The sequence below is a fragment of the Halomonas sp. B23F22_3 genome (assembly GCF_043496965.1).
Taxonomy (GTDB): Bacteria; Pseudomonadota; Gammaproteobacteria; order Pseudomonadales; family Halomonadaceae; genus Halomonas.
Map to the genome: position 1 here is coordinate 456,266 of NZ_JBIEKG010000002.1, position 21,594 is coordinate 477,859.

The 21,594-nt window shown below is 66.9% G+C and carries 18 protein-coding genes; 12 read left to right on the forward strand and 6 right to left on the reverse strand.

From position 1 onward, the window contains the following. Positions 1-58: 58 nt before the first annotated feature. The 5 genes from purF to ACGTNG_RS05705 all read left to right on the forward strand — a co-directional run bounded on the left by purF (position 59) and on the right by ACGTNG_RS05705 (position 4,973). A complete protein-coding gene (gene purF / locus ACGTNG_RS05685; protein WP_394576010.1) occupies positions 59-1,579 on the forward strand; it encodes an amidophosphoribosyltransferase in 1,521 nt (506 codons plus the stop codon). Between the two features lie 11 nt (positions 1,580-1,590). After that, on the forward strand, positions 1,591-2,787 hold the full coding sequence (locus tag ACGTNG_RS05690) for an O-succinylhomoserine sulfhydrylase (protein ID WP_394576011.1): 1,197 nt from the start codon (positions 1,591-1,593) through the stop codon (positions 2,785-2,787). A gap of 145 nt (positions 2,788-2,932) precedes the next feature. Further along, on the forward strand, positions 2,933-3,622 hold the full coding sequence (locus tag ACGTNG_RS05695; RefSeq protein WP_394576013.1) for a type 1 glutamine amidotransferase domain-containing protein: 690 nt from the start codon (positions 2,933-2,935) through the stop codon (positions 3,620-3,622). A 172-nt stretch (positions 3,623-3,794) separates the two neighbouring features. Next, positions 3,795-4,349: a cytochrome b gene (locus ACGTNG_RS05700; protein WP_394576015.1), complete on the forward strand. Its 555-nt coding sequence runs from the start codon at positions 3,795-3,797 to the stop codon at positions 4,347-4,349. A 39-nt stretch (positions 4,350-4,388) separates the two neighbouring features. Next, positions 4,389-4,973 carry a YceI family protein gene (locus tag ACGTNG_RS05705; RefSeq protein ID WP_394576017.1) on the forward strand — a complete coding sequence of 195 codons (585 nt, stop codon included), beginning with the start codon at positions 4,389-4,391 and terminating at the stop codon, positions 4,971-4,973. 84 nt (positions 4,974-5,057) lie between these two features. Here the strand turns inward: ACGTNG_RS05705 and ACGTNG_RS05710 are convergent, their stop codons facing one another. Next, on the reverse strand, positions 5,058-5,852 hold the full coding sequence (locus ACGTNG_RS05710) for a 2OG-Fe dioxygenase family protein (protein ID WP_394576019.1): 795 nt from the start codon (positions 5,850-5,852) through the stop codon (positions 5,058-5,060). 294 nt (positions 5,853-6,146) lie between these two features. On the opposite strand from ACGTNG_RS05710, the gene ACGTNG_RS05715 reads away from it, so the two are divergent. From ACGTNG_RS05715 to ACGTNG_RS05730, 4 genes are all read left to right on the forward strand, one after another. After that, on the forward strand, positions 6,147-7,973 hold the full coding sequence (locus ACGTNG_RS05715) for a putative bifunctional diguanylate cyclase/phosphodiesterase (protein ID WP_394576020.1): 1,827 nt from the start codon (positions 6,147-6,149) through the stop codon (positions 7,971-7,973). A 117-nt stretch (positions 7,974-8,090) separates the two neighbouring features. Then, positions 8,091-9,407, forward strand: a complete 1,317-nt coding sequence (locus tag ACGTNG_RS05720; protein WP_394576179.1) for an MATE family efflux transporter — start codon at positions 8,091-8,093, stop codon at positions 9,405-9,407. 136 nt (positions 9,408-9,543) lie between these two features. Continuing rightward, on the forward strand, positions 9,544-10,803 hold the full coding sequence (locus tag ACGTNG_RS05725) for a D-amino acid dehydrogenase (protein WP_394576022.1): 1,260 nt from the start codon (positions 9,544-9,546) through the stop codon (positions 10,801-10,803). Between the two features lie 455 nt (positions 10,804-11,258). Beyond that, positions 11,259-11,702, forward strand: a complete 444-nt coding sequence (locus ACGTNG_RS05730; RefSeq protein ID WP_394576024.1) for a hypothetical protein — start codon at positions 11,259-11,261, stop codon at positions 11,700-11,702. 221 nt (positions 11,703-11,923) lie between these two features. On the opposite strand, the gene ACGTNG_RS05735 is transcribed toward ACGTNG_RS05730, so the two are convergent. The 3 genes from ACGTNG_RS05735 to ACGTNG_RS05745 all read right to left on the reverse strand — a co-directional run bounded on the left by ACGTNG_RS05735 (position 11,924) and on the right by ACGTNG_RS05745 (position 15,599). Continuing rightward, the gene (locus tag ACGTNG_RS05735) at positions 11,924-13,111 is read right to left on the reverse strand and encodes an amino acid aminotransferase (RefSeq protein WP_394576025.1); all 1,188 of its coding nucleotides are present in this window, start codon (positions 13,109-13,111) and stop codon (positions 11,924-11,926) included. Continuing rightward, the gene (locus ACGTNG_RS05740) at positions 13,112-13,450 is read right to left on the reverse strand and encodes a 4a-hydroxytetrahydrobiopterin dehydratase (RefSeq protein WP_394576026.1); all 339 of its coding nucleotides are present in this window, start codon (positions 13,448-13,450) and stop codon (positions 13,112-13,114) included. A 163-nt stretch (positions 13,451-13,613) separates the two neighbouring features. Further along, positions 13,614-15,599, reverse strand: coding sequence for a RecQ family ATP-dependent DNA helicase (locus tag ACGTNG_RS05745; protein WP_394576028.1), 1,986 nt, complete (start codon positions 15,597-15,599; stop codon positions 13,614-13,616). A gap of 157 nt (positions 15,600-15,756) precedes the next feature. Between ACGTNG_RS05745 and ACGTNG_RS05750 the strand changes: the two genes are divergently transcribed. Next, positions 15,757-16,413 (forward strand): dienelactone hydrolase family protein, encoded by a 657-nt coding sequence (locus ACGTNG_RS05750; RefSeq protein WP_394576030.1) that lies wholly within the window; start codon positions 15,757-15,759, stop codon positions 16,411-16,413. A gap of 10 nt (positions 16,414-16,423) precedes the next feature. On the opposite strand, the gene ACGTNG_RS05755 is transcribed toward ACGTNG_RS05750, so the two are convergent. Together ACGTNG_RS05755 and cfa are read right to left on the reverse strand one after the other, a co-directional pair. Continuing rightward, positions 16,424-17,338 carry a GGDEF domain-containing protein gene (locus ACGTNG_RS05755; RefSeq protein WP_394576032.1) on the reverse strand — a complete coding sequence of 305 codons (915 nt, stop codon included), beginning with the start codon at positions 17,336-17,338 and terminating at the stop codon, positions 16,424-16,426. A 231-nt stretch (positions 17,339-17,569) separates the two neighbouring features. Then, entirely contained in the window at positions 17,570-18,721 is a 1,152-nt protein-coding gene (gene cfa, locus ACGTNG_RS05760) for a cyclopropane fatty acyl phospholipid synthase (protein WP_394576034.1), read from the reverse strand. 313 nt (positions 18,722-19,034) lie between these two features. On the opposite strand from cfa, the gene ACGTNG_RS05765 reads away from it, so the two are divergent. Next, positions 19,035-20,495, forward strand: coding sequence for a sodium-dependent transporter (locus tag ACGTNG_RS05765; RefSeq protein WP_394576036.1), 1,461 nt, complete (start codon positions 19,035-19,037; stop codon positions 20,493-20,495). 210 nt (positions 20,496-20,705) lie between these two features. Beyond that, a complete protein-coding gene (gene cobA / locus ACGTNG_RS05770; protein ID WP_394576038.1) occupies positions 20,706-21,584 on the forward strand; it encodes a uroporphyrinogen-III C-methyltransferase in 879 nt (292 codons plus the stop codon). The last annotated feature ends 10 nt before the right edge of the window (positions 21,585-21,594 follow it).

A 21,594-nucleotide genomic window follows, 5' to 3' on the forward strand; every position in this document is an offset into this window, starting at 1 on the left:
GCGCCCCGGCTCGTCCCTACTCTTCACAGCAAGTACCCGGCAAGAGAGGTAAAGTAGAATGTGCGGTATCGTGGGCCTGATGGCCAAGCAGGCGGTGAATCAGGGCATCTATGACGCCCTGACCGTGCTCCAGCACCGCGGACAGGATGCCGCCGGCATGATGACCTGGGACGAGGGTCGCTTCCTGTTGCGCAAGAGCAACGGCCTGGTGCGGGATGTCTTCCATACCCGCCACATGGCCCGCCTCAAGGGCAATCTGGGCATCGGCCACGTGCGCTATCCCACCGCCGGCTCCTCCAGCGAAGCGGAGTCGCAGCCGTTCTACGTCAACTCCCCCTACGGCATCACCCTGGCGCACAATGGCAACCTGACCAACTCGGATCAGCTCAAGCAGGAGCTGTTCTCCTCCGACCTGCGCCACATCAACACCAGCTCCGATTCCGAGGTGCTGCTCAACGTCTTCGCCCATGAGCTCGGCAAGCAGGGGCTGCACCTGGCGCCCGGCGATATCTTCGACGCGGTGCGTCGCGTGCATCGCCGCTGCCGGGGCGGCTATGCCGCGGTGGCGATCATCAACGGGGTCGGCCTGGTCGCCTTCCGCGATCCCCATGGCATCCGTCCGGTGGTGTTCGGCACTCGCGACGAGGGCGAGGGGCAGGAGGTGATGATCGCCTCGGAGTCGGTGGCCCTGGACGTCGGCGGCTTCGAGCTGCATCGGGATCTGGCCCCGGGCGAGGCGATCTTCGTCGACATGACCGGCGCCATCCATACCCAGCAGTGCGCCGACACCCCGCGGCTCGCCTCCTGCATCTTCGAACACGTCTACCTGGCGCGCCCGGACTCCATCCTCGACGGCGCCTACGTCTACGGCACCCGCATGCAGATGGGGCGCAAGCTCGGCGACCGCATCCAGAACGAGTGGCCCGAACACGACATCGACGTGGTGATCCCGATCCCCGACACCTCGCGGACCTCGGCGCTGGAGCTCGCCCAGCACCTCGGCGTGACCTATCGCGAAGGCTTCATGAAGAACCGCTATATCGGGCGGACCTTCATCATGCCGGGCCAGACCCAGCGCAAGAAGTCGGTGCGCCAGAAGCTCAACGCCATCGGCGTCGAGTTCAAGGACAAGAACGTGCTGCTGGTGGACGACTCCATCGTGCGCGGCACCACCTGCAAGCAGATCATCCAGATGGCCCGCGAGGCCGGCGCCCGCAAGGTCTATTTCGCCTCTGCCGCGCCGCCGGTGCGCTACCCCAACGTCTACGGCATCGACATGCCGGCGGCCAACGAGCTGATCGCCCACGGTCGCAGCGAGGCCGAGGTGGGCGAGCTGATCGGAGCCGACCGGATCTTCTACCAGGACCTCGACGACCTGAAGGCTGCCTGTCGCGAGGTGAACCCTGACCTCGAGGCCTTCGACTGCTCCGTCTTCGACGGCCAGTACGTGACCGGCGACATCGACGATCGCTACCTCGCGGCGCTCGAGGCCTCGCGCAGCGACGATGCCAAGCAGCTCAGCGCCGGCGATCACGCGCTGGTGGGGATGCACAATCAGGAAGACGACATCGACGACTGAAGGGGCCCGTCATGCAGCAGGATCAGACACCAGCGTCGGAGTGGGAGCTCGAGACCCTGGCCATCCGCGCCGGTCACCAGCGCACCCATGAGCAGGAACATGGCGAGCCGATCTTCCCGACCTCGAGCTTCGTCTATGGCAGCGCCGCCGAGGCGGCGGCCAAGTTCAGCGGCGAGGAGCCGGGCAACATCTACTCGCGCTTCACCAACCCCACCGTGCGCACCTTCGAGCAGCGCCTGGCGGCCATGGAGGGGGGGGAGCGCTGCGTGGCCACGAGTTCCGGCATGGCCGCGATCATGGCCACGGCGCTGGCGCTGCTCTCCTCGGGCGACGAGATCGTCGCCTCCCGGTCGCTGTTCGGCTCCACGGTCAGCCTGTTCGACAAGTACCTCGGCAAGTTCGGCATCACCACCCGTTACGTGGAGCTGTCGAACCTCGAGGCCTGGGAGGCGGCCATCGGCCCGGCGACCAAGCTGCTGTTCGCCGAGACGCCCTCGAATCCGCTCTCCGAGGTTGTGGACATCGCGGCCCTGGCCGAGATCGCCCACCGTCATGAGGCGCTGCTCGCCATCGACAACTGCTTCCTGACGCCGGCGCTGCAGAAGCCGCTCGCGCTCGGGGCGGATCTGGTGATTCACTCCGCCACCAAGTACCTGGACGGCCAGGGCAGGGCGATCGGCGGGGCGGTGGTCGGCCGCGACAAGGAGCTCGAGGAGGTGTTCGGCGTGGTGCGCACCTGCGGCCCCTGCCTGAGCCCCTTCAATGCCTGGCTCTTCACCAAGGGCCTCGAGACCCTGAACCTGCGCATGCGTGCCCACTGCGAGAATGCCCGGCAGCTCGCCGAGTGGCTGGAGGGCCATCCGGCGGTGGCGCGGGTCCACTACAGCGGCCTGGCGAGCCACCCGCAGCATGAGCTGGCCAGCCGCCAGCAGCAGGGCTTCGGGGCGGTGATCGGCGTCGAGGTGAAGGGCGGCCGCGAGGCGGCCTGGTCGGTGATCGACGCCACGCGCATGGTCTCCATCACCGGTAACCTCGGCGACGTCAAGACCACCATCACCCATCCCGCGACCACCACCCATGGACGCCTCTCCGATGATCAGAAGGCCGCCGCCGGCATCAGCGAGGGCTTGATCCGCCTGGCGGTGGGGCTGGAGGCGTTGGAGGACATTCGCGGCGACCTGGCGCGTGGGCTCGACGCCCTGGCCTGACGGCCGCTCGACCCTCCCTCCATGCCAAAGCGCCTGCCCTTCGCGGCAGGCGCTTTGGCGTGGATTTCTCCCGATTCCTTGAACTCCTCGCCCTCGTCTCCATCTCATCTAGGCACGCATCCACCCCAGCCCGAGGAGGGCCGCGATGAAGATCCTGATGGTACTGACCTCCCATGATCGCATGGGCGATACCGACCACAAGACCGGCTTCTGGCTCGAGGAGTTCGCCGCGCCCTACTACGTCTTCAAGGACGCCGGCGCCGAGATCACCCTGGCCTCGCCCAAGGGCGGCCTGCCCCCGGTGGACCCCAACTCCCAGGCCGAGGAGGCCCTCACCGAGGAGACCCGGCGCTTCGAGGCGGACGACCAGGCCAAGGCGCAGCTCGCCAGTACGCACCGACTCGCCGATGTCGAGCTCGATGACTTCGATGCGATCTTCTATCCCGGCGGACACGGGCCGCTGTGGGACCTGAGCGGCGATGCCGATTCCCGCCGCCTGATCGAGGCCTTCCTGGCCGCCGAGCGCCCGGTGGCCGCGGTCTGTCACGCCCCCACGGTGCTGCTCGATGCCAGGACTCCCGAGGGCGAGCCGCTGCTCAAGGGGCGCCGGGTCACCGGCTTCGCCAACAGCGAGGAGGAGGCGGTGGGCCTCACCGGCGTGGTGCCGCACCTGCTCGAGGATGCCCTCAAGGAGAAGGGTGGCCGCTACGAGCGCAGCAGCGATGATTTCGCCCCCTTCGAGGTTCGAGACGGGCTGCTGGTCACCGGGCAGAACCCGGCCTCCAGCGCGTCCACGGCCCGGTTGCTGCTCGAGGTGCTGGCCGAGCGACACTGATCCCCCGCCGCCAGGGACGATCGCCCAACACGCCCCCCATGCCGCCGCCACGCCCGTCGTGGCGGCGGCATGCGGTTTTTTTGAATGAGATGTTCGGGTTTATTCAAGGATGTCGATCAGCCGGTAGGGTATGCTGGCCGTCGATCCAACGACGCAGGGAGGCAGAGAGACCATGTGGAACAATACCCGTCGCGGCTGGGGACTGGTCAGCATCCTGCTGCACTGGGTCGGTGCCCTGGCCATCATCGGCCTCTTCGCGCTGGGCTGGTGGATGACGGGGCTCGACTACTACGACCGCTGGTACAACCTCGGTCCCTGGTGGCACCGCTCGGTCGGCATGCTGCTGCTGCTGGCTACCCTGATCCGCCTGGGGTGGCGCATCCTGCAGCCCACGCCGCAGGCGAAGGGTCATCGCCTGGAGCGCCGGGCCGCCCATCTGGGCCACCTCGGGCTCTATGCGCTGATGCTCGTGGCGCTGGTCAGCGGCTACCTGATCTCCACCGCCGAGGGCCAGGGGATCAAGGTGTTCGATGCCTTCGAGGTGCCGGCGCTGATCAGCGGCCTGCCGGATCAGGCCACGCTGGCCGGTCAGGTGCACTGGTACAGCGCCCTGGCGCTGATGCTGCTCTCCGCCGGCCACGCCCTGGCCGCCCTGAAACATCACTGGGTCGATCGCACCGATGTCCTGTCGCGGATGATCGACCCACGCCGTTCCCGTCGCCCCTGAGGCGATGATCTCCCCCGAAACGATCTGCAAGGAGCCTTCATGATCAAGAAGACCGCCATCGCCACCGCTCTGGCCGCCACCGCCCTCGTGCCGCTGACCCAGGCCCAGGCCGCGGACTACGCCATCGACACCGAGGGGCAGCACGCCTTCATTCAGTTCAAGATCAGTCATCTGGGCTTCTCCTACATCCTCGGCAGCTTCGAGGAGTTCTCGGGCAGCTTCCGCTATGATCCGGAGAACCTGGAGGACTCGGCCGCCAACCTCGAGGTCGATGTGACCAGCCTCACCAGCAACCATGCCGAGCGTGACAAGCACATCAAGAGCGATGACTTCCTGGCGACGGGCGAGTACCCGACCGCGACCTTCACCTCCACCGGCTTCACCCCCAGCGGGGATAACGAGGGCGTGCTGAGCGGCGAGCTGACCCTGCATGGCGAGACCAACGAGATCGAGATGCCCGTGACCCTGCTGGGCGAGGGCGAGGATCCCTGGGGGAACTATCGTGCCGGCTTCGAGGGCTCCACCACGCTGGCCCTGGCGGACTACGGTATCGACATGAGCAAGTTCCCCGAGTCGATGCACGAGCTCGAGCTCTACGTGACCTTCGAGGGCATTCGCCAGTAAGACGCGCCGCGACGCGGAGCGATCCGGCAACGAAACGCCCCCCTGGGACTCTCCCAGGGGGGCGTTTCGTTGCAGGACCCTGGCTTAGCTGGGCTCGTGGAGCAGCGCCTCGGGGAAGTGCCGGCGCAGGATACGGTTCTGAAACTCATCCACGAAGCGGCTGTTGATGATGATCACGAAGCGCTCGAAGGGCGCTTCTTCGTCGTGCTGTGTGATCGCATCCACGCTGTGGAAGAGGCGGTCGTCGCGCAGGTGCAGGATATCCCCCGGGGCGAGGGTCGTGTCGGCGAGGGGGTGGGTGCCGCCCTTGTCGGCATAGAGATGGTTCTCGGCCCCTGCCACGTTGTCACGGCTGAGTACCATGACGCTCAGTGCCTGGCAGCCATCGGCGTGAATCCCCTGGCCCTGCAGGGGGTCGACCATGCCCTCGCCGCGCACGCCGGTGATCTGCATGAGAATGGGCTCGTTAGGACGCAGATGCCACAGCCGCGCCCAGGCCCGGACGAAGGCCTTCACATCCGGCCGCGCCATGAACTCCGGCGTCAGCGGCTCGTAGTAGCGAAGCCGGTCCGCCATGCTCTCGGCGTCGTTGAAGGCGCCGCCCTGAGCCATCGGGCAGTGCCCCATGTCGAGGACATCGCCGCGGTCGTCCAGCGTCAGCCAGGACATGCGCTTCCAGCGACGGTTGACGTAGGGGTCCCGGGGCAGGTCGTGGGTGTAGGCCTGCCAGGCCTCGAGGTCCAGTCGAGAGCGCACCTCGGCCTGGGCCCAATCCTGCTGCCGCAGTGAGCGGGTGACCTCGGGGGACCAGTAGTCGGCGATCGGGTCGAGGGGCATGGTGGCGGTATCGAAGCCGTACTTGAGGGTGTCGAGTTTCATGGGATCTTCTCCATTGGGGGGGGATGGCATGATTGCCATTGGGTTGCCCAAGACCTGGGCAACCTTAGAAAAATGAGAAGATTTGCAACGAAATGTCAAAAAATGTACGAGACGGGGCACACTTCAGGGGCTAGGGTTCTCAGTGAAACGTTGGAGGGCAATGCCTGGTCGGAGACCTGATGCCGTGTAAGATATTTCCTACATAAGCAGGTAGGATGGGGAGTATCGATGTCGTCCCTAGGCATGCGCTCCCCGCAGGCAGGATGGCATCGCCAGGCGATGATGAGGGGATGAATGAGCGGTCGCGAAACCCGTTTCCGGCAATGGCTGATGCGCCGGTGGCAGCAGGTCAGATCGACATGGTCCGCCGTTCGGGGGGCTGACTCCCTGGATGACGTCGAGCGTGTGCGGCGCCAGTACCTGGAGAGCGAGCAGCGATTTCGTGCCCTGCTGGAGAGCCTGCCGAAGGTGGCGGTACAGGGCTACGACCGGCAGCGTCGGGTGATCTACTGGAACGAGGCCAGCACTCGGCTCTATGGTTATGCCCCCGACGAGGCACAGGGGCAGCTGCTCGAGGAGCTGATCATCCCCGCGCCGATGCGCGAGCCCGTGATCCATGCGCATCGTGCCTGGGTGGAGCAGGGGATCGAGATTCCCGCCGATGAGCTGGAGCTTCAGCACAAGAGCGGCGAGCCGGTATCGGTCTTCTCGCATCATGTGATGCTCGGGGAGCACACCGACGATCCCCTGATGTTCTGCGTCGACGTGGATCTCTCGGATCAGAAGCGCGTCCATCGCGAACTGGATTTTGCCACGCGCTTCGACGCCCTGACGCATCTCCCCAATCGCCAGACCTTCGAGACCCAGCTCGACGAGGTCCTTGCCGGGTGTGGACGACAGGATTGCGGCCTGGTGCTGGTCTACCTGGACATCGATCACTTCGTGGAGATCAACGATGCCCTGGGCTACGAGCAGGGCGATCGTCTGCTGGTCGAGCTGAGCCGTCGCCTGCACCGTACCAAGCGCGGGTCGGACCTGATGTCGCGCCTCTCCGGCGACGAGTTCGTGATCGCCTTCCCCGGCCTCCAGCGCGAGGACGTGCTGCCGCAGCTGGTTCACAAGATCCAGCAGGCGCTGCGGGCCCCCTTCATGGTGGACGGGTCGCGACGCCAGGTAACGGCCTGCCTCGGGGTCAGCTTCTATCCGGATAACGGCGATACGGCGCGGGAGCTGATTCGCAACGCCGATGTGGCCAAGAACCGGGCCAAGCTCGATGGCCGCGGCAGCGTGTGGTTCTTCGATCAGCAGCTCCACGACGAGCTTTTGCACCAGCATCGCCTGGCCGATCGCCTGGAGCAGGCGCTCGACCAGGGCGAGCTATTGCTGCACTACCAGCCCCAGGTGTCGGCCATGAGCGGGCGCATCGAGAACCTCGAGGCCCTGTTGCGCTGGCATCCTCATGATGGCCCGCCGATCTCTCCAGTCGAGTTCATCCCGCTGGCCGAGCATTCCGACCTGATTCATCGCCTCGGTGACTGGGTCATGGAAGCGGCCTGTGGGCAGCGGGCGCGCTGGCGGGACGCCGGCCTGGCGCTGGAGCGTATCGATATCAACTTCTCCGGTCGGCAGATGAGCCGGCCTGACGTCTTCGAGCGTTTCGAGGCCTGCCTGGCGCGCTACGACCTGGGGCCGCGGCACATCGGCATCGAGCTCACCGAGAACGTGCTGATCGAGGCCGACGATCGGATTCTCGAGGGGTTGCGCCGTCTCCATCGCCTGGGGTATCGCATCTCCATCGACGATTTCGGTACCGGCTACTCGTCGCTGAGCTATCTCAAGCACTTCCCGGTCACGGCGCTGAAGATCGACCGCGCCTTCGTGCGGGATGCCCCGGATCAACCCGAGGACCGTGCCATCATGGAGGCCGCGGTCTTCATCGGCCATCGGCTGGGTCTCGAGGTGGTCGCGGAAGGGGTCGAGAATCGCGAACAGCTGGCGCTGATCCAGGAGATGCGCTGCGATCTGGTGCAGGGGTTCTACTTCTTCCGCCCCATGCCCGCCGCCGACATCGAGCGTATCCTGGCCGGGCTGGTGATGGGGCACCGGGGACTTGCGGGCTGAGTCCGGCGCCGCCATGGCGTAGAATGCCAGCCCCCGTCAGCCCCCGGAGTCCGTGTGAATTCCCTCGATACATCCCGTTCCTCCCTCGGCCCCACCCTGTGGCGCCAGACTTGGCCCATGGCGATCGGCGTGCTGGCGCTGCTCGGCTTCCAGCTGGTGGACAGCGCCTTCATCGCCCGGCTGGGCACGGCGCCGCTGGCCGCCCAGTCCTTCACCTTCCCGCTCTCCTTCCTGGTCATCGGCATTCAGGTGGGCATGGGCATCGCCATCGCGGCGTTGATCTCGCGTGCCCTGGGTGCGCGGGAAACGGCGCGAGCCCGACGCCTGGGCAGCCTGGTGCTGCTGGTCGGCACCCTGACCATCGCGTTGCTCGTGCTGCTGCTGTGGGCTATCCAGACCCCGCTTTACGGCCTGCTGGGCGCCGATGGGGCGACGCGCGCGCTGATTCGCGACTACTGGGGGCCGCAACTGCTGTCGGCGTGGCTCGGGGCGGTGCTCTACTTCGGCTACAGCCTGTTCCGGGCCCACGGCGATACCTGGCTGCCGGGCAAGATGATGGTGATCACGAGCCTTCTGAACCTGGTGCTCGATCCGCTGCTGATCTTCGGTGTCGGGCCCTGGGAGGGGCTGGGCCTGCCGGGCGCTGCCTGGGCGACCGCGATCGCCTTCGCCATCGGCCTGCTGCTGCTGGGCCAGCGACTGCGTGACAAGTCGTGGCTCGCCGCCGAGGGACTGGTCGGGGAGATGCAGCGCTCGCTCACGCCCTTCGTCGGTATCGCCGGCCCGGCGATGATCAGCCAGCTGATGCCGCCTCTGGCGGCGATGCTGGCGATCGCGGTGGTGGCCTCCCTCGGCGAGTCCCAGGTGGCGGCCTGGGGGTTGGCCAGCCGTCTGGAGACGCTGTCGCTGATGGTGGTGCTGGCCATGACGATGTCGCTGCCGCCCTGGCTCGGACGCTGCTACGGGGCGGGGGATTGGGAGCAGGTGCATCGCCTGATGCGCCTCGCGCTCAGGGTGGTGGTGCTCTGGCAGCTGTCGCTGGGCGTGATCCTGGCGCTGGCCGCGCCCTGGGTCGCCCTCGCGCTGTCCGGTAATCCCGAGGTACAGGACGACCTGGCGATCCTGATTCGTTTCCTGCTGCCGAGCTACGCGGCGCTGGGGGTCTGCATGCTCGTGGTCTCGGCCGGTAATGCCCTGGGCTGGCCGCTGCGAGCCATGCTGATGTCGGGGGCTCGGCTGTTCGTCTTCTATCTGCCTTGCCTGTGGCTCGGGGCCTGGCTCGGTGAGCTGATGGGCCTGGCGATGGGGGCGGCCATCGGCAACCTGCTGGCGGGCCTGGCGGCCTGGCAGGTGCTGAGACGCATCCTGGCCAGCCCGCGTCGGCAGCCATCTCAAGACGAGGTAGAGGAAAAGCCCAAAAATACCGTTCTATAACGAGTTATTCATTATAGAAATCAATAAAAACATGGCTTGGCTTTGTTTGTAAGGGCTTTTTTGGTCGAATCATCTGGAGCGTTATCCCTATACTGCTGGGCTCGTTGATCTCACCACCCGGCAGAAGGGGAAGCGCATGAAGGTACTGATTCTCGGCAGCGGCGTCGTCGGCGTCACCAGCGCCTATTACCTGGCTCGGCAGGGCCACGAGGTCACGGTGGTGGATCGCCAGCCCTCGCCGGCGCTGGAAACCAGCTACGGCAACGCCGGCCAGGTCTCCTTCGGCTTCTCTTCGCCCTGGGCGGCCCCGGGCATTCCCCAGAAGGCCATCAAGTGGATGTTTCAGGAGCATGCGCCGCTCAAGATCCAGCCCAGGATGGATCCCAGCATGGCGCGCTTCATGACGCAGATGCTGGGCAACTGCAGCCCCGAGCGCTACATGATCAACAAGGAGCGCATGGTGCGCGTGGCCGAGCATAGCCGGTCCTGTATCGATGCCCTGCGCGACGACACCGGCATCCGCTACGAGGATCGTCAGCGCGGCCTGATGCAGCTGTTTCGCCATGAGAGCCAGGTGGAGGCGGTGGCCAAGGACATGCGGGTCCTGGAGCAGTGCGGCGTGCGCCACAAGCTGCTCAATGCCGACGAGATCGCAGGCGTCGAGCCGGCACTCGCCCGGGTGCCGGGCAAGTTCGTCGGCGGGCTGCACCTGCCCGATGATCAGACGGGCGACTGCTACCTCTTCACCAACCGGCTGGCGGACTACTGCTGCGAGCGACTGGGCGTCGAGTTCCGCTTCAACGTCGATATCCAGCGCCTCAAGCGCAGCGCCGGGGCCATCGAGAGTGTGGTGACCAGCGAAGGTGAGCTGACCGCCGACGCCTACGTGGTCTGCCTGGGCAGCTACTCGCCGTTCCTGGTCAAGGACATGGGCATCCGGCTGCCGATCTATCCGGTCAAGGGCTACAGCCTGACCGTGCCGGTCACCGACGACGGCGGCGCCCCCCAGTCCACGGTGATGGACGAGACCTTCAAGGTGGCGATCTCGCGCTTCGACGACCGCATCCGGGTGGGCGGCACCGCGGAGCTGGCTTCCTTTGATCTGAGCCTGCTGGAGAAGCGCCGGGCCACCATCGCCATGGTGGTGCGCGACGTCTTCCCCGAGGGGGGCGACGTGGGCCGGGCGGAATTCTGGACCGGCCTGCGCCCGATGACCCCGGACTCCACGCCGATCATCGGTCCCACCTCGGTCGACAACCTGTGGCTCAACACCGGGCACGGCACCCTGGGCTGGACCATGAGCTGCGGCAGCGCCCAGCTGCTGGCCGACCTGATGAGCGGCAAGGCGCCGGTCATCGACCCCAGCGGCCTGGGGGTCTCCCGCTACGCGGCCTGATCCGCCCGCGCCTCGCCATGCACAGGCCCCGCCGCGCTGAACTGCTCGGCGGGGCCTGTGCCTTGGGTGTGACGGTTCGCCGGCGCAGTGTCGGCCCTTCCGCGTGTGTGATGGGCAACAGATTAATCAATTGATATTAAAGGGAAAGTTGTGCCAGTGGTGTGAGGTGTCGACAAATAGTGACGGCGTGCCGCGGTCGGGTGGGTGAAAGGGTCCGTCTCCTGCGCAGAGGATTTTTATAATCATCTGTTTTTGAAGCTTAAATATTTTTTCTGGCATGTACTTCGCTGGAGGATAGGTGTCTGCTCCGGCCTTGGTGCCGGAGGCGCGAATGCTGCTGCCAAGGCAGTATCGCGGCCATGGAGGGCACGGGGCCAGGGAAGGGCCCGCGTGACATGGATCTATCATTTCGGAGGCCATCGAGCCGAGTTCGGTGGCCACCACCAGGAGGTATCATGAAACTGAAGACAGTCGGAATCACGCTCTCCCTCGCGCTGGCTGGCCTGGGCGCCCAGGCCGCCATGGCGGACAGCGCCGCTATCCAGGCCCAAGGCGATACCAGTGTGCAGACTCAGGCCGCCGGTCAGGACGTCGGTGCCGACCTGAGTGCCGACGCTCAGGGCAGTGCCGAGACCGGTACGGCACATCAGGCCGGGCAGGGCGCCGTCGAGGGCGCCACCGCCGCGGGTGCCGGCGTCCAGGAACGGGCCGACGCCGGGATGGACGCAGCCGGCGGCGCCCTGGATCGGGCTACCGACACGGCTGAGCAGACCCTCGAGTCGGCCGGGGATGACGCCGAGGGGGCCTGGGACAGCACCGCCGGGGGCGCCAGCGACCCGAACGGCTCGGCCAGCGCCGGCGTGTCCGGTACCGCCGAGGGCGAGGCCGCGGTCAACTGATCATCTCCTGCTAGACTCGCCAGGGCCCCGCCGGCAAAAAACCGGCGGGGCCCTCTGTTGTATGGCGGCCTCAGGAGCGGACGGGCGGCCCTGTGTCCCCGGCGGTGGGACGAACCTTTTTCGGCAAGCGTGGCGGTGGTTCCGCAACGGAAAACGGTCCCGCAAACGAAATGCCCGGGTCAGTGACCCGGGCATCTGGCGTGAGTCGCTGGGCGAGCGGCTCAGTTGACCGCGGCGATCGCCTTGGCCAGGTACGGCAGGTTCGCCTTGGAGAAGCCGGCGACGTTGGCGCGACCGGAGCGCACCATGTAGATGCCGAACTCGTCACGCAGGCGGTCGACCTGGTCGGGGGTCAGGCCGGTGTAGGAGAACATGCCGCGCTGCTCGGCCACACAGGCGTACTTCTGGTCCAGGCCGTAGGGCTTGAGGGCCTCGACGAAGTCGCGACGCAGCGTGTTGATGCGATCGCGCATCTCGGTGAGCTCCTCGCGCCAGATCACGGCCAGTTCGGCCGAGTGCAGGATCTCGCTGACGATGGCACCGCCATGGGCCGGCGGGTTGGAGTAGTTCTCGCGGGCGACGATGGCCACCTGGGAACGCACGTTCTCCATCTGCTCGGCATCCTTGGCCACCAGGATCAGGCAGCCGGTGCGCTCGCAGTAGATGCCGAAGTTCTTGGAGCAGGAGCTGGTGATGATCACCTCGTCGAGGTTCTCGGCCAGCAGGCGCACGCCGTAGGCGTCCTCGTCCAGCCCCTCGCCGAAGCCCTGGTAGGCGAAGTCGATCAGCGGCAGCAGGTTGCGCTCGCGGACGACCTCCAGGACCTGCTGCCACTGGGCCTGGGACAGATCGAAGCCGGTGGGGTTGTGGCAGCAGGCGTGCAGCAGCACCACGTCGCCCTCCGGAATCTGCTTGAGTGCGCCGAGCATGCCGTCGAAGTCGAGCCGGTTCTCGGCGTCGACGTACGGGTACTTGTGCAGGGTCAGGCCGGCGGCCGGGAAGATCCCCAGGTGGTTCGGCCAGGTCGGGTCGCTGACCCAGACATCCTTGCCGGGCAGCTGCTTGGCGATGAAGTCCGCCGCCAGGCGCAGGGCCCCGGTGCCGCCGGGGGACTGGGTGGCACTGGCACGCCCGGCCTCGAGCACCGGCGAGCCCTCGCCCAGCACCATGGGCAGTACCGCCTGGCCGTATGCCGGTGCGCCGTGCGAGCCGATGTAGGTCTTGGTGGTCTCGTTCTTGAGCAGCAGGGCCTCGGCTTCCTTCACGGCGCGCATCACCGGGGTGTTGCCCTGGTCGTCCTTGTAGACGCCCACGCCGAGATCGACCTTCTGAGGGTTGGTGTCCTTCTTGAAGGCTTCGATAAGACCGAGGATGGCGTCCCCGGGAACCCGCTCAATTTTCTCGAACATTTATGTCGCTACCTCGTCAGTTCTGGCGGCAAGAATGAAATCGTTCCTGTGCAGGCCCTTCATCTCGTGCGACCACCAGGTCACGGTGACCTTGCCCCATTCGGTCAGTAGGGCCGGATGGTGTCCGGCCTCTTCGGCGATCTCGCCGACGCGGTTGGTGAAGTCGAGGGCCTGCTGGAAGTCGCGGAACGTGAAGCTCCGCTCTAGCTTCATGATGCCATCGCGCTCGACGATCCGCCACTCGGGGATCTCGGCCCCGAACTGCTCGATCTCGGCCTGGGTCACCTGGGGAGCGTCCTTGTGGCAGGCCTCGCAAGTCTGTTCGGAAAGCTGGCTCATGGTCTCCTCCTGAGCGTCGACAAGGGTGTGGTGAGAAAGGTCGTGCAGCGACGCCGCCTCGTCAAGCCGGCGCGTGGCCCTGCCGGGCCCGGTTGAGTCCGGCTGGGGGCGGCCAGGGCACGCGTCGGGCGTCGTCGGTGAGCCGTCCTTCGGCGCGCGTGGATCAGGAGGAGGGCGGCACCGAGGCCATCCGGGGCAGGCGTTCGGCGACCCGCTCGCGCACCTCGCCGTAGGCGACCCCCTCGAGGGCGGCGAAGCCTGGCAGCTGGCGCGCCTTCAGCGGCGTGAAGAGCGGGGTGGTGATCCCGCAGAGAAAGCGCGTCAGCAGATCCGGCGTGGCGGGATGGCTCTCTCCGGCCTGGCCGAGGCGCTCGAGGAAGGGGGCGCACAGCGCCTCGAGGTCCTGGGGTGCCGGCGGTGCCGCCTTCGCGGCGGCGGGCAGGCGCGCCACCTGGCCCCGGCAGGCCGAGCAGTGGCCGCAGCGCTCGGGTGCCCGGGCATCGCCGAACCAGTCGGCCAGGCGCCGGCTGAGGCAGCCGTCGCTCTCGAAGAGCGCCAGCATGGCCTCGAGACGCGCGATCTCCGCGTCTTCCTTGTCGCGGAAATAGCGGCTCAGGTCGTCGGTGAGCGCCGCCGGGTCGGCCTGCCGGGCGAGCACCTCGTAGACCTCGGTCATCTGCTTGCTCTCCAGGGTCATCCAGCCCTTCTCGACGAAGTATTCCAGGGCGGTGATGACGCGCCCGCGCCGGGTATCGAGCCCGCGTTCGGCGCCCAGTGCCTCCAGGGCGGCGAAGTCCAGGGTGTACCAGGTGCGGGCCCGGGACGCGGCGTCGAGAATCCCCTGGACGAAGGCGCGACGCTCGCCCTCGAAGCGGGCCACCAGCGTCTCCGGCTCCTCCGCCAATCGAAAACGATAGTCGGCGAAGTAGCTGTAGCGCGGGGCGATGATGCCGCGCAGCTCGAGCTGCACCAGCAGGGTCTTGAGGGGCAGGGGGCGGATATTGCTGTGTCGCGACAGGGCGTTGAGCATCAGCTCCCACTCGTCACCGGCTGCCTGTAGCGCGTCGATCACGCGACGGATGCCGTGATGCTCCGGCGTGTCGCCATAGACGAAGTTCTCCAGCACCTCGAGGTGGTCGCGCCCGGCCAGCATCAGGCAGTTCGAGGGCAGCCCATCCCGGCCGGCCCTGCCGATCTCCTGGCTGTAGTTCTCGATGGACTTCGGCAGGTCGAAGTGCACCACGTTGCGGATATCGGCCTTGTCGATGCCCATTCCGAAGGCGATGGTGGCGACGATGCAGGGCGTCTGTCCCGCCATGAAGTCCCGCTGGATAGCGTCGCGCCGCTCGGCGTCGAGCCCCGCGTGGTAGGCCGTGGCGGGTAGGCCGGCCTTCTGGAGGTAGGCGGCCAGGCGCTCGGCGGTCTGCTGCAGGGTGACGTAGACGATGGTCGGCTCGGGCGGGTCCGGCGCGAATTTCGGTCGCAGCCACTCCACCAGCCGGCGCGGGCGCTGATCGGCGGGCACCGGGGAGACCGCGAGGTCGAGGTTGGCGCGATAGAAGCCGGTGCCGGTGACGTCCTGCGGCGCGATGTCGAAGCGGCTGCGCATGTCGTCGATGACCCTTGGTGTGGCCGTGGCGGTCAGCAGCAGCACCTGGGCAATGCCGAACTCCCGGCGATAGGCGGGCAGCTTGAGGTAGTCCGGCCGGAAGTTATGCCCCCATTCGGAGATGCAGTGGGCCTCGTCCACCACCATCAGCGAGATCGGTACGCGGCGGATGAAGGCCCGGAAGCGCTCGTTCTTGAGGCGCTCGACCGAGACCATCAGGATGCGAATGTCGCCGCGCTTGACGCCCTCCATCACCGCCGCCGCCTCCTCGCGGCTCTGGCCGGAATCGAGACTGGCGGCGGCGATGCCGTGGCGCGCCAGGAAGGCCAGCTGATCCTGCATCAGCGCCAGCAGGGGCGAGATCACCAGCGTCAGGTGCGGAAGGTGCAGGGCGGGCAGCTGATAGCAGAGCGACTTGCCGGAGCCGGTGGGGAAGATGGCCGCCGCCGAGCGGCCGGCCACGATCGCCTCGATCACCGGCCGCTGCCCGGGGCGGAAGTCGTCGTAGCCGAAGACCTGTTCGAGCGTCTGCTGGATCATGGGGCTCTCCCTGCCGAGTCGTTGGGGGGTCACTGGGGATCCATCCAGTATACCGGCCTCGGGCGGCTCGCGTCCGCCGCTGTGTCTGCCGGTCGACCCAGTCACTATACTTCGGGTATGACCGTCGCGGCCTGCGGGGTCGGGAGGAAGCCTGTCCATGACCGAGCACGATCTCGAGATCCAGACGTCGGGTGTCGCCCTGGAGGGGAACCTGTTGATGCCCGAGGCGCCGGCCGGCATCGTGGTGTTCGCCCACGGCAGCGGCAGCAGCCGCTTCAGCGTCCGCAATCGCCGGGTGGCACGCCACCTGGCCGAGCAGGGATTGGCGACCCTGCTGTTCGATCTGCTGACGCCGGAGGAGAGCCTGATCGACGAGCGGACCCGGGCGCTGCGCTTCGATATCGCGCTGATCGGGGCGCGCATGAGCGGCGCGGTGGCGTGGGTCGCCGAGGCGACGGCGTCGCGGGGGCTCGGCATCGGCCTGTTCGGCGCCAGCACCGGGGCTGCGGCGGCGCTCATCGCGGCGGCCGACCAGCCGGCGCGAGTGAGGGCAGTGGTGTCGCGCGGCGGACGTCCCGACCTCGCCGGGGAGGCCCTGGCGCGGGTCAAGGCGCCGACCCTGCTGCTGGTCGGCGGGCATGACCCCCAGGTCATCCGGCTCAACGAGCAGGCCATGGCGCGGCTCTGCTGTCCTCGCCAATTGCTGATCGTGCCCGGTGCCAGCCACCTCTTCGAGGAGCCCGGTACCCTGGAAAGGGTCGAGGCCCACGCCGCCCGATGGTTTTTCGATCACCTGACCGGCGAGCCCTCCTGAGATGCACGGGTCAGGCGCCGGCCATGATCCGGTTGCGCCCGCCGTGCTTGGCGGCATAGAGGTTATCGTCGACGCGCTGCAAGAGGATCTCGCGGGAGTCGCCGACGCGGTGTTCGGCGATGCCGATGCTGACGGTAACCTGGCCGCTTCCGACGCCGAAATCATTCTCGGCGATGCGCCGGCGGAGCCGCTCCGCCAGCTGCCGGCAGTGCGACTCGGGGGTCAGGGGCAGCAGCACGGCGAACTCTTCGCCGCCGAGTCGGGCCATCAGGTCCTCCTCGCGCAGGATGCCCTGGCAGAGGCTCGCGAGCTCGCGTAGCACCTGATCGCCCTGCAGGTGCCCCCAGGTATCGTTGATCGACTTGAAATGATCGATGTCGAGCATCATCAGCGACAGCGGCAGGCCGTGACGGTTACTCAGCGAGAGTTCCTCGTCGAGACGCGTCATCAGCTTGCGTCGATTGGCCAGGCCGGTGAGATCGTCGGTGTCCGAGAGCCGGCGCAGGCGGTCCTCTTCCAGCATCTGCTCGCTGATATCGATCATCAGGCCGACCCAGAGCGTGCCGCTCTCGACCTCGCGAGGCTGGGCCCGCACGGCGATCCAGTTCATGCGCTCCCCGTTCAGACGCAGCCGAAAGGTGGTGGCGATGGGAGACCCCGAGCGCGCCGAGCGTTCGATGAGGGCCATCAGCCGCGGGTAGTCCGGTTCGGCCAGGCGTTCCAGGGCGGGGAGGGCATTCTGTTCCAGGTCGCGCCGATCGAGGCCGTCGAGCCCGGTGCCGCTGCCGGCCAGGTAGGGAAAGTGCAGGTGGCCATCCGGGGCACGATGCAGCTGGAAGATCACGCCGGGCAGCTGCTCGGTCAGCTCGAGGAGCCACGGGGCATGTGAACTCTCTCTCTCCGGCAGGACATCGTTGGAGGGCATGCGGGTGTCCTTGTATCCCTGCTGCGCACAGCGAGTGTCGTTATCGTCCTGCCCAGCGAGAGGCTGGGTCGGTCGCGCGCTCGTGGCGTGGCGCGTCGCTTTTCGATCGGCGGCATTATGCCGCCTCGCCAGGGTACTGCCTATCCACCTTGAGGTGTAGGCGATCGCCGACAATAAGGCTTAGGTAATGGGCTGCGTCGGCGGGTCAAGCCGTGACGTCACGACCGGGCATCAGCGCGGCGCGTCGTAGCGGCGTTCCTGTCCGCGCGAGAACACCACCTGCCAGAGCTGGAGATGGCGAGAGCGAAAGGCGCCGGCACAGACCGACAGGTAATAGCGAAACATCCGGCGTGTGCGCTCGTTGTAGCGCGGGGCGATCTCGTGCCAGTGAGCGTCGACATTGGCGAGCCAGGCCATCAGCGTCCGGTCGTAGTCCGGGCCGAAGTTCTGCCAATCCTCCATCAGCAGATGATTCTCGCTGGCTCGCGCGATATGCATGGCCGAGGGCAGGGTGCCGTTGGGGAAGATGTAGCGATGGATCCAGGGATCCGCCGATATCTCTGAGCGGTTGGCGCCGATGGTATGCAGGAGGAAGAGGCCGTCCGAGGGCATCAGGCGCCGGATGGTCTCGAAATAGGTCCCGTAATTGCGGTGCCCCACGTGCTCGAACATGCCGATGGAGACGACACGGTCATACAGGCCATCGAGGTCGCGATAGTCCTGCAGCAGGATCTCCACCGGCAGCTCGGCGCAGCGCTCTCGGGCGAGGGCCGCCTGCTCGCGGGAGATGGTGATACCGGTGACCGACACGCCGTGATGACGGGCCGCATGCTCGGCGAAGCTGCCCCAACCGCAGCCGATATCGAGGACCCTCATGCCCGGTTTCAGATCGAGTTTCTGACAGGCAAGTTCGAGCTTGGCCTTCTGAGCGGAGGCGAGATCATCGGCCTCCTTCCAGTAGCCGCAGGAGTAGCACATGGTCTCATCGAGCATGCGCTCGAAGAGGTCGTTACCCAGGTCGTAGTGCACCTCGCCGACCATGTAGGCCCGGGTCCGGCTCTGCAGGTTGCGAAAGCCCGACTGCAGTCGGTACATGAGTTTTTCCGACGGCGTGCGGGCGTGCTGTCCCAGGCCGTGCAGCAGCAGACGATGGGCCATCTGATCGATGCGCTCGCACTCCCACCAGCCCTCCATGTAGGTCTCGCCGAGGCCCAGGGTGCCCTGGTGCAGGATGCGCGAGAAGACGTCGGGATGCAGCACGCGGATATCCTGGGGAGCATCACCGTTGAGCGTGACGCCCGATCCTTCCAGCAGGTTTTCGACGATGCGCCTGGATCGGGTATCGGGCAGGGCGATCGGGCCGATAGGGGTGTCACTGGTCATGGTGTCCTCCTGGGCGCGTGCTGGCTGACAGGTTGACGAACGCGGCCGCGCCGCGCCAATGCCACTTTGATCACCAGCATAGACCAGCCGGCTTGAATCGTGGGATAGGCCGTGAGTCGGGACTCGTGGCCGTGAGCGTTCGCGCCGTCCTCATGAGGGGGTGCCGTCGCCAGCGTATTTTCCTCAGGCGCTGACGGTCTCTGGCAGCACAATCGGTCGTGCGTCTGCCCAATGACGATAAAATCCGTCACAATAGCCGGCTGGTGGCGATGCCTCGCGGTGTCGGAAAGAACTCCGGTGATCCTGGTGTGATATGACAACGAACGCACAACCTCGAACCCAGTGGCTCGGCCGCTGGGGCTTCATCCTGGCGGCGACCGGTTCCGCCGTGGGCCTGGGCAACATCTGGAAGTTTCCCTACATCACCGGCGAGTTCGGCGGTGGCGCCTTCGTGCTGGTCTACCTGGCCTGCATCCTCGCCGTGGGGGTGCCGGTGATGATGACCGAGATCGCCCTGGGGCGACGTGGCCGTGGCAGCCCCGTCGATGCCCTGCGGCGCGTCGTCGCCGAGTCGGGCCGCGGCTCGGCCTGGTCGCTGCTCGGCTGGATGGCCATGCTGTGCGGCTTTCTGATCCTGTCGTTCTACGTGGTGGTGGCGGGCTGGTCCTTCGCCTATCTCTGGAAGATGCTGAGCGGCGGCCTTGCGGGCTCGAGCGTCGATGAGATGGCGGCGATCTTCGCGGCCAACAACGCCAGTCCCCTGAACCTCGGGTTCTGGAGCACCCTGGTCACGGTGGCGACCATGGTGATCGTCGGCAAGGGCGTGCAGGCCGGCATCGAGAGAAGCGTCAGCTGGATGATGCCCGGCATGGTGCTGATGCTGCTGCTGCTGATCGGCTATGGCGTGTTCTCCGGCGGCTTCCCGGCGGCGGTCGAGTTCCTGTTCTCCTTCGATGCCGGCCGCCTCTCCAGCGAGGGCATGCTGGCCGCACTGGGCCACGCCTTCTTCACCCTGTCGCTGGCCTCCGGGGCCATCCTCACCTACGGCAGCTATCTGCCCGCGACCACCTCGATCGCGCGGACCACGCTCTCCGTGGCGCTGGCCGACACGGTGGTGGCGCTGATGGCGGGGCTGGCGATCTTCCCGGTGATCTTCGCCAACGGCATGAGCCCAAGCAGCGGCCCCGGTCTGATCTTCATGAGCCTGCCGTTGGCCTTCCAGGCGATCCCCATGGGCACCCTGTTCGGCGTCCTGTTCTTCGTGATGCTCTCCATGGCGGCGCTGACCTCGTCGATCTCCATGGTCGAGGCCACGGTCTCCTGGCTCACCGACAACAAGGGCATCTCGCGTCGTACCGCCTCCTGGGGTACCGGCCTCGTGCTGTGGCTGATCAGCACCCTGGCGATGCTCTCCTTCAACGTCGGCGCCGACTGGACCCTGGCCGGCAAGCACTTCTTCGACTGGCTCGACTACCTGACCTCGCGCTGGATGATGCCGTTGGGTGGGCTGGGCATGGTGATGCTGGCCGGGTTCGTGCTGAAAAGCGAGACCTTCCGGGAAGAGCTCGGCCTGTCGCCGGCCTGCCATGCGCTCTGGCTGTTCATGGTGCGCTACGTCAGCCCGCTGGGGATCCTGATGATCTTCGTCGATGCGCTGGGCATCACCCGCGTGGAGTTCGGGCTGCACTGGCCCTGGCTGCTGGCGATCCTCGCGGCCGCGACCCTGTTCGGTGAGCTCGCAAGCCCCCGCCTGCGGCGTACGCTCTGCTCCTGAGTGCGTCGTCGTGCCGGTTCCGATCCCCCCCGCCCCGCGGGGGCGATCTGGTTTCAGGCGGGGCCACCGCCGCCGGTGCCGGCCCCGGTTCCGGTCCCACGATGATGAAACCAGCGGTTATAGCCTTGTGCCGAGGGAGTCGTGGTATCCGTGGCGACTGTTAATTACCATAATGAATAAATCGCCATTCATTACTGAGGTTATTGGAATATGAGAACCGGTTCCGTGCACGCGGCAGGGCGAGACGAGGCGCCGCTGGGGCTGCCGGCGGGCTCGGCCTTCCCGCCAGGCTGTGTCAGCCTGGTCGGGGCCGGCCCGGGCGACCCGGAGCTGCTCACCCTCAAGGCGTGGCGACGCCTGAAGGCCGCCGAAGTGATCCTGCATGACCGACTGGTCAGCGACGAGATCCTGGCGCTGGCGAGCCCCGAGGCCCAGCGCCTCTATGTGGGCAAGGAGCGCTCGCGGCACAGCGTTCCCCAGGACGGCATCAATCAGGCCCTGGTCGACTGGGCCCTGGCCGGCAAGCGGGTCGTTCGCCTCAAGGGCGGCGATCCCTTCATCTTCGGCCGTGGCGGCGAGGAGCTCGAGACGCTGGTCGACGCGGGGATCATGGTGGAGGTGGTGCCCGGCATCACCGCGGCATCGGGCTGTGCGGCCTATGCCGGCATCCCGCTCACGCATCGCGAGCATGCGCAGTCGGTGCGCTTCGTCACCGGTCACCTGCGCAACGGCAGCAGCGACCTGGACTGGCCGACGCTGGCGGCGCCCGGCCAGACCCTGGTGTTCTACATGGGGCTGGGCAGCCTGTCGCTGATCGGCGAGCAGCTCTGCCGCCACGGCCTGGCACCCGAGACGCCCGTGGCGCTGATCGAGCAGGGCACCACGGCACGCCAGCGGGTACACGTCGGTACCCTCGAGAAGTTGCCGCCGACGGGCGAAGTGGTTACTATCCGACCGCCGACGCTGATCGTCGTCGGCGGTGTCGTGACACTGCACGATCGGCTGGCCTGGTTCGACCAGGCACGGGCCAACAGCTCGGGTTGGCTGCAGGGCAAGCACCCTTCGCCGCCCCTCGACCAGGGCGCCTGATCGCTGGATG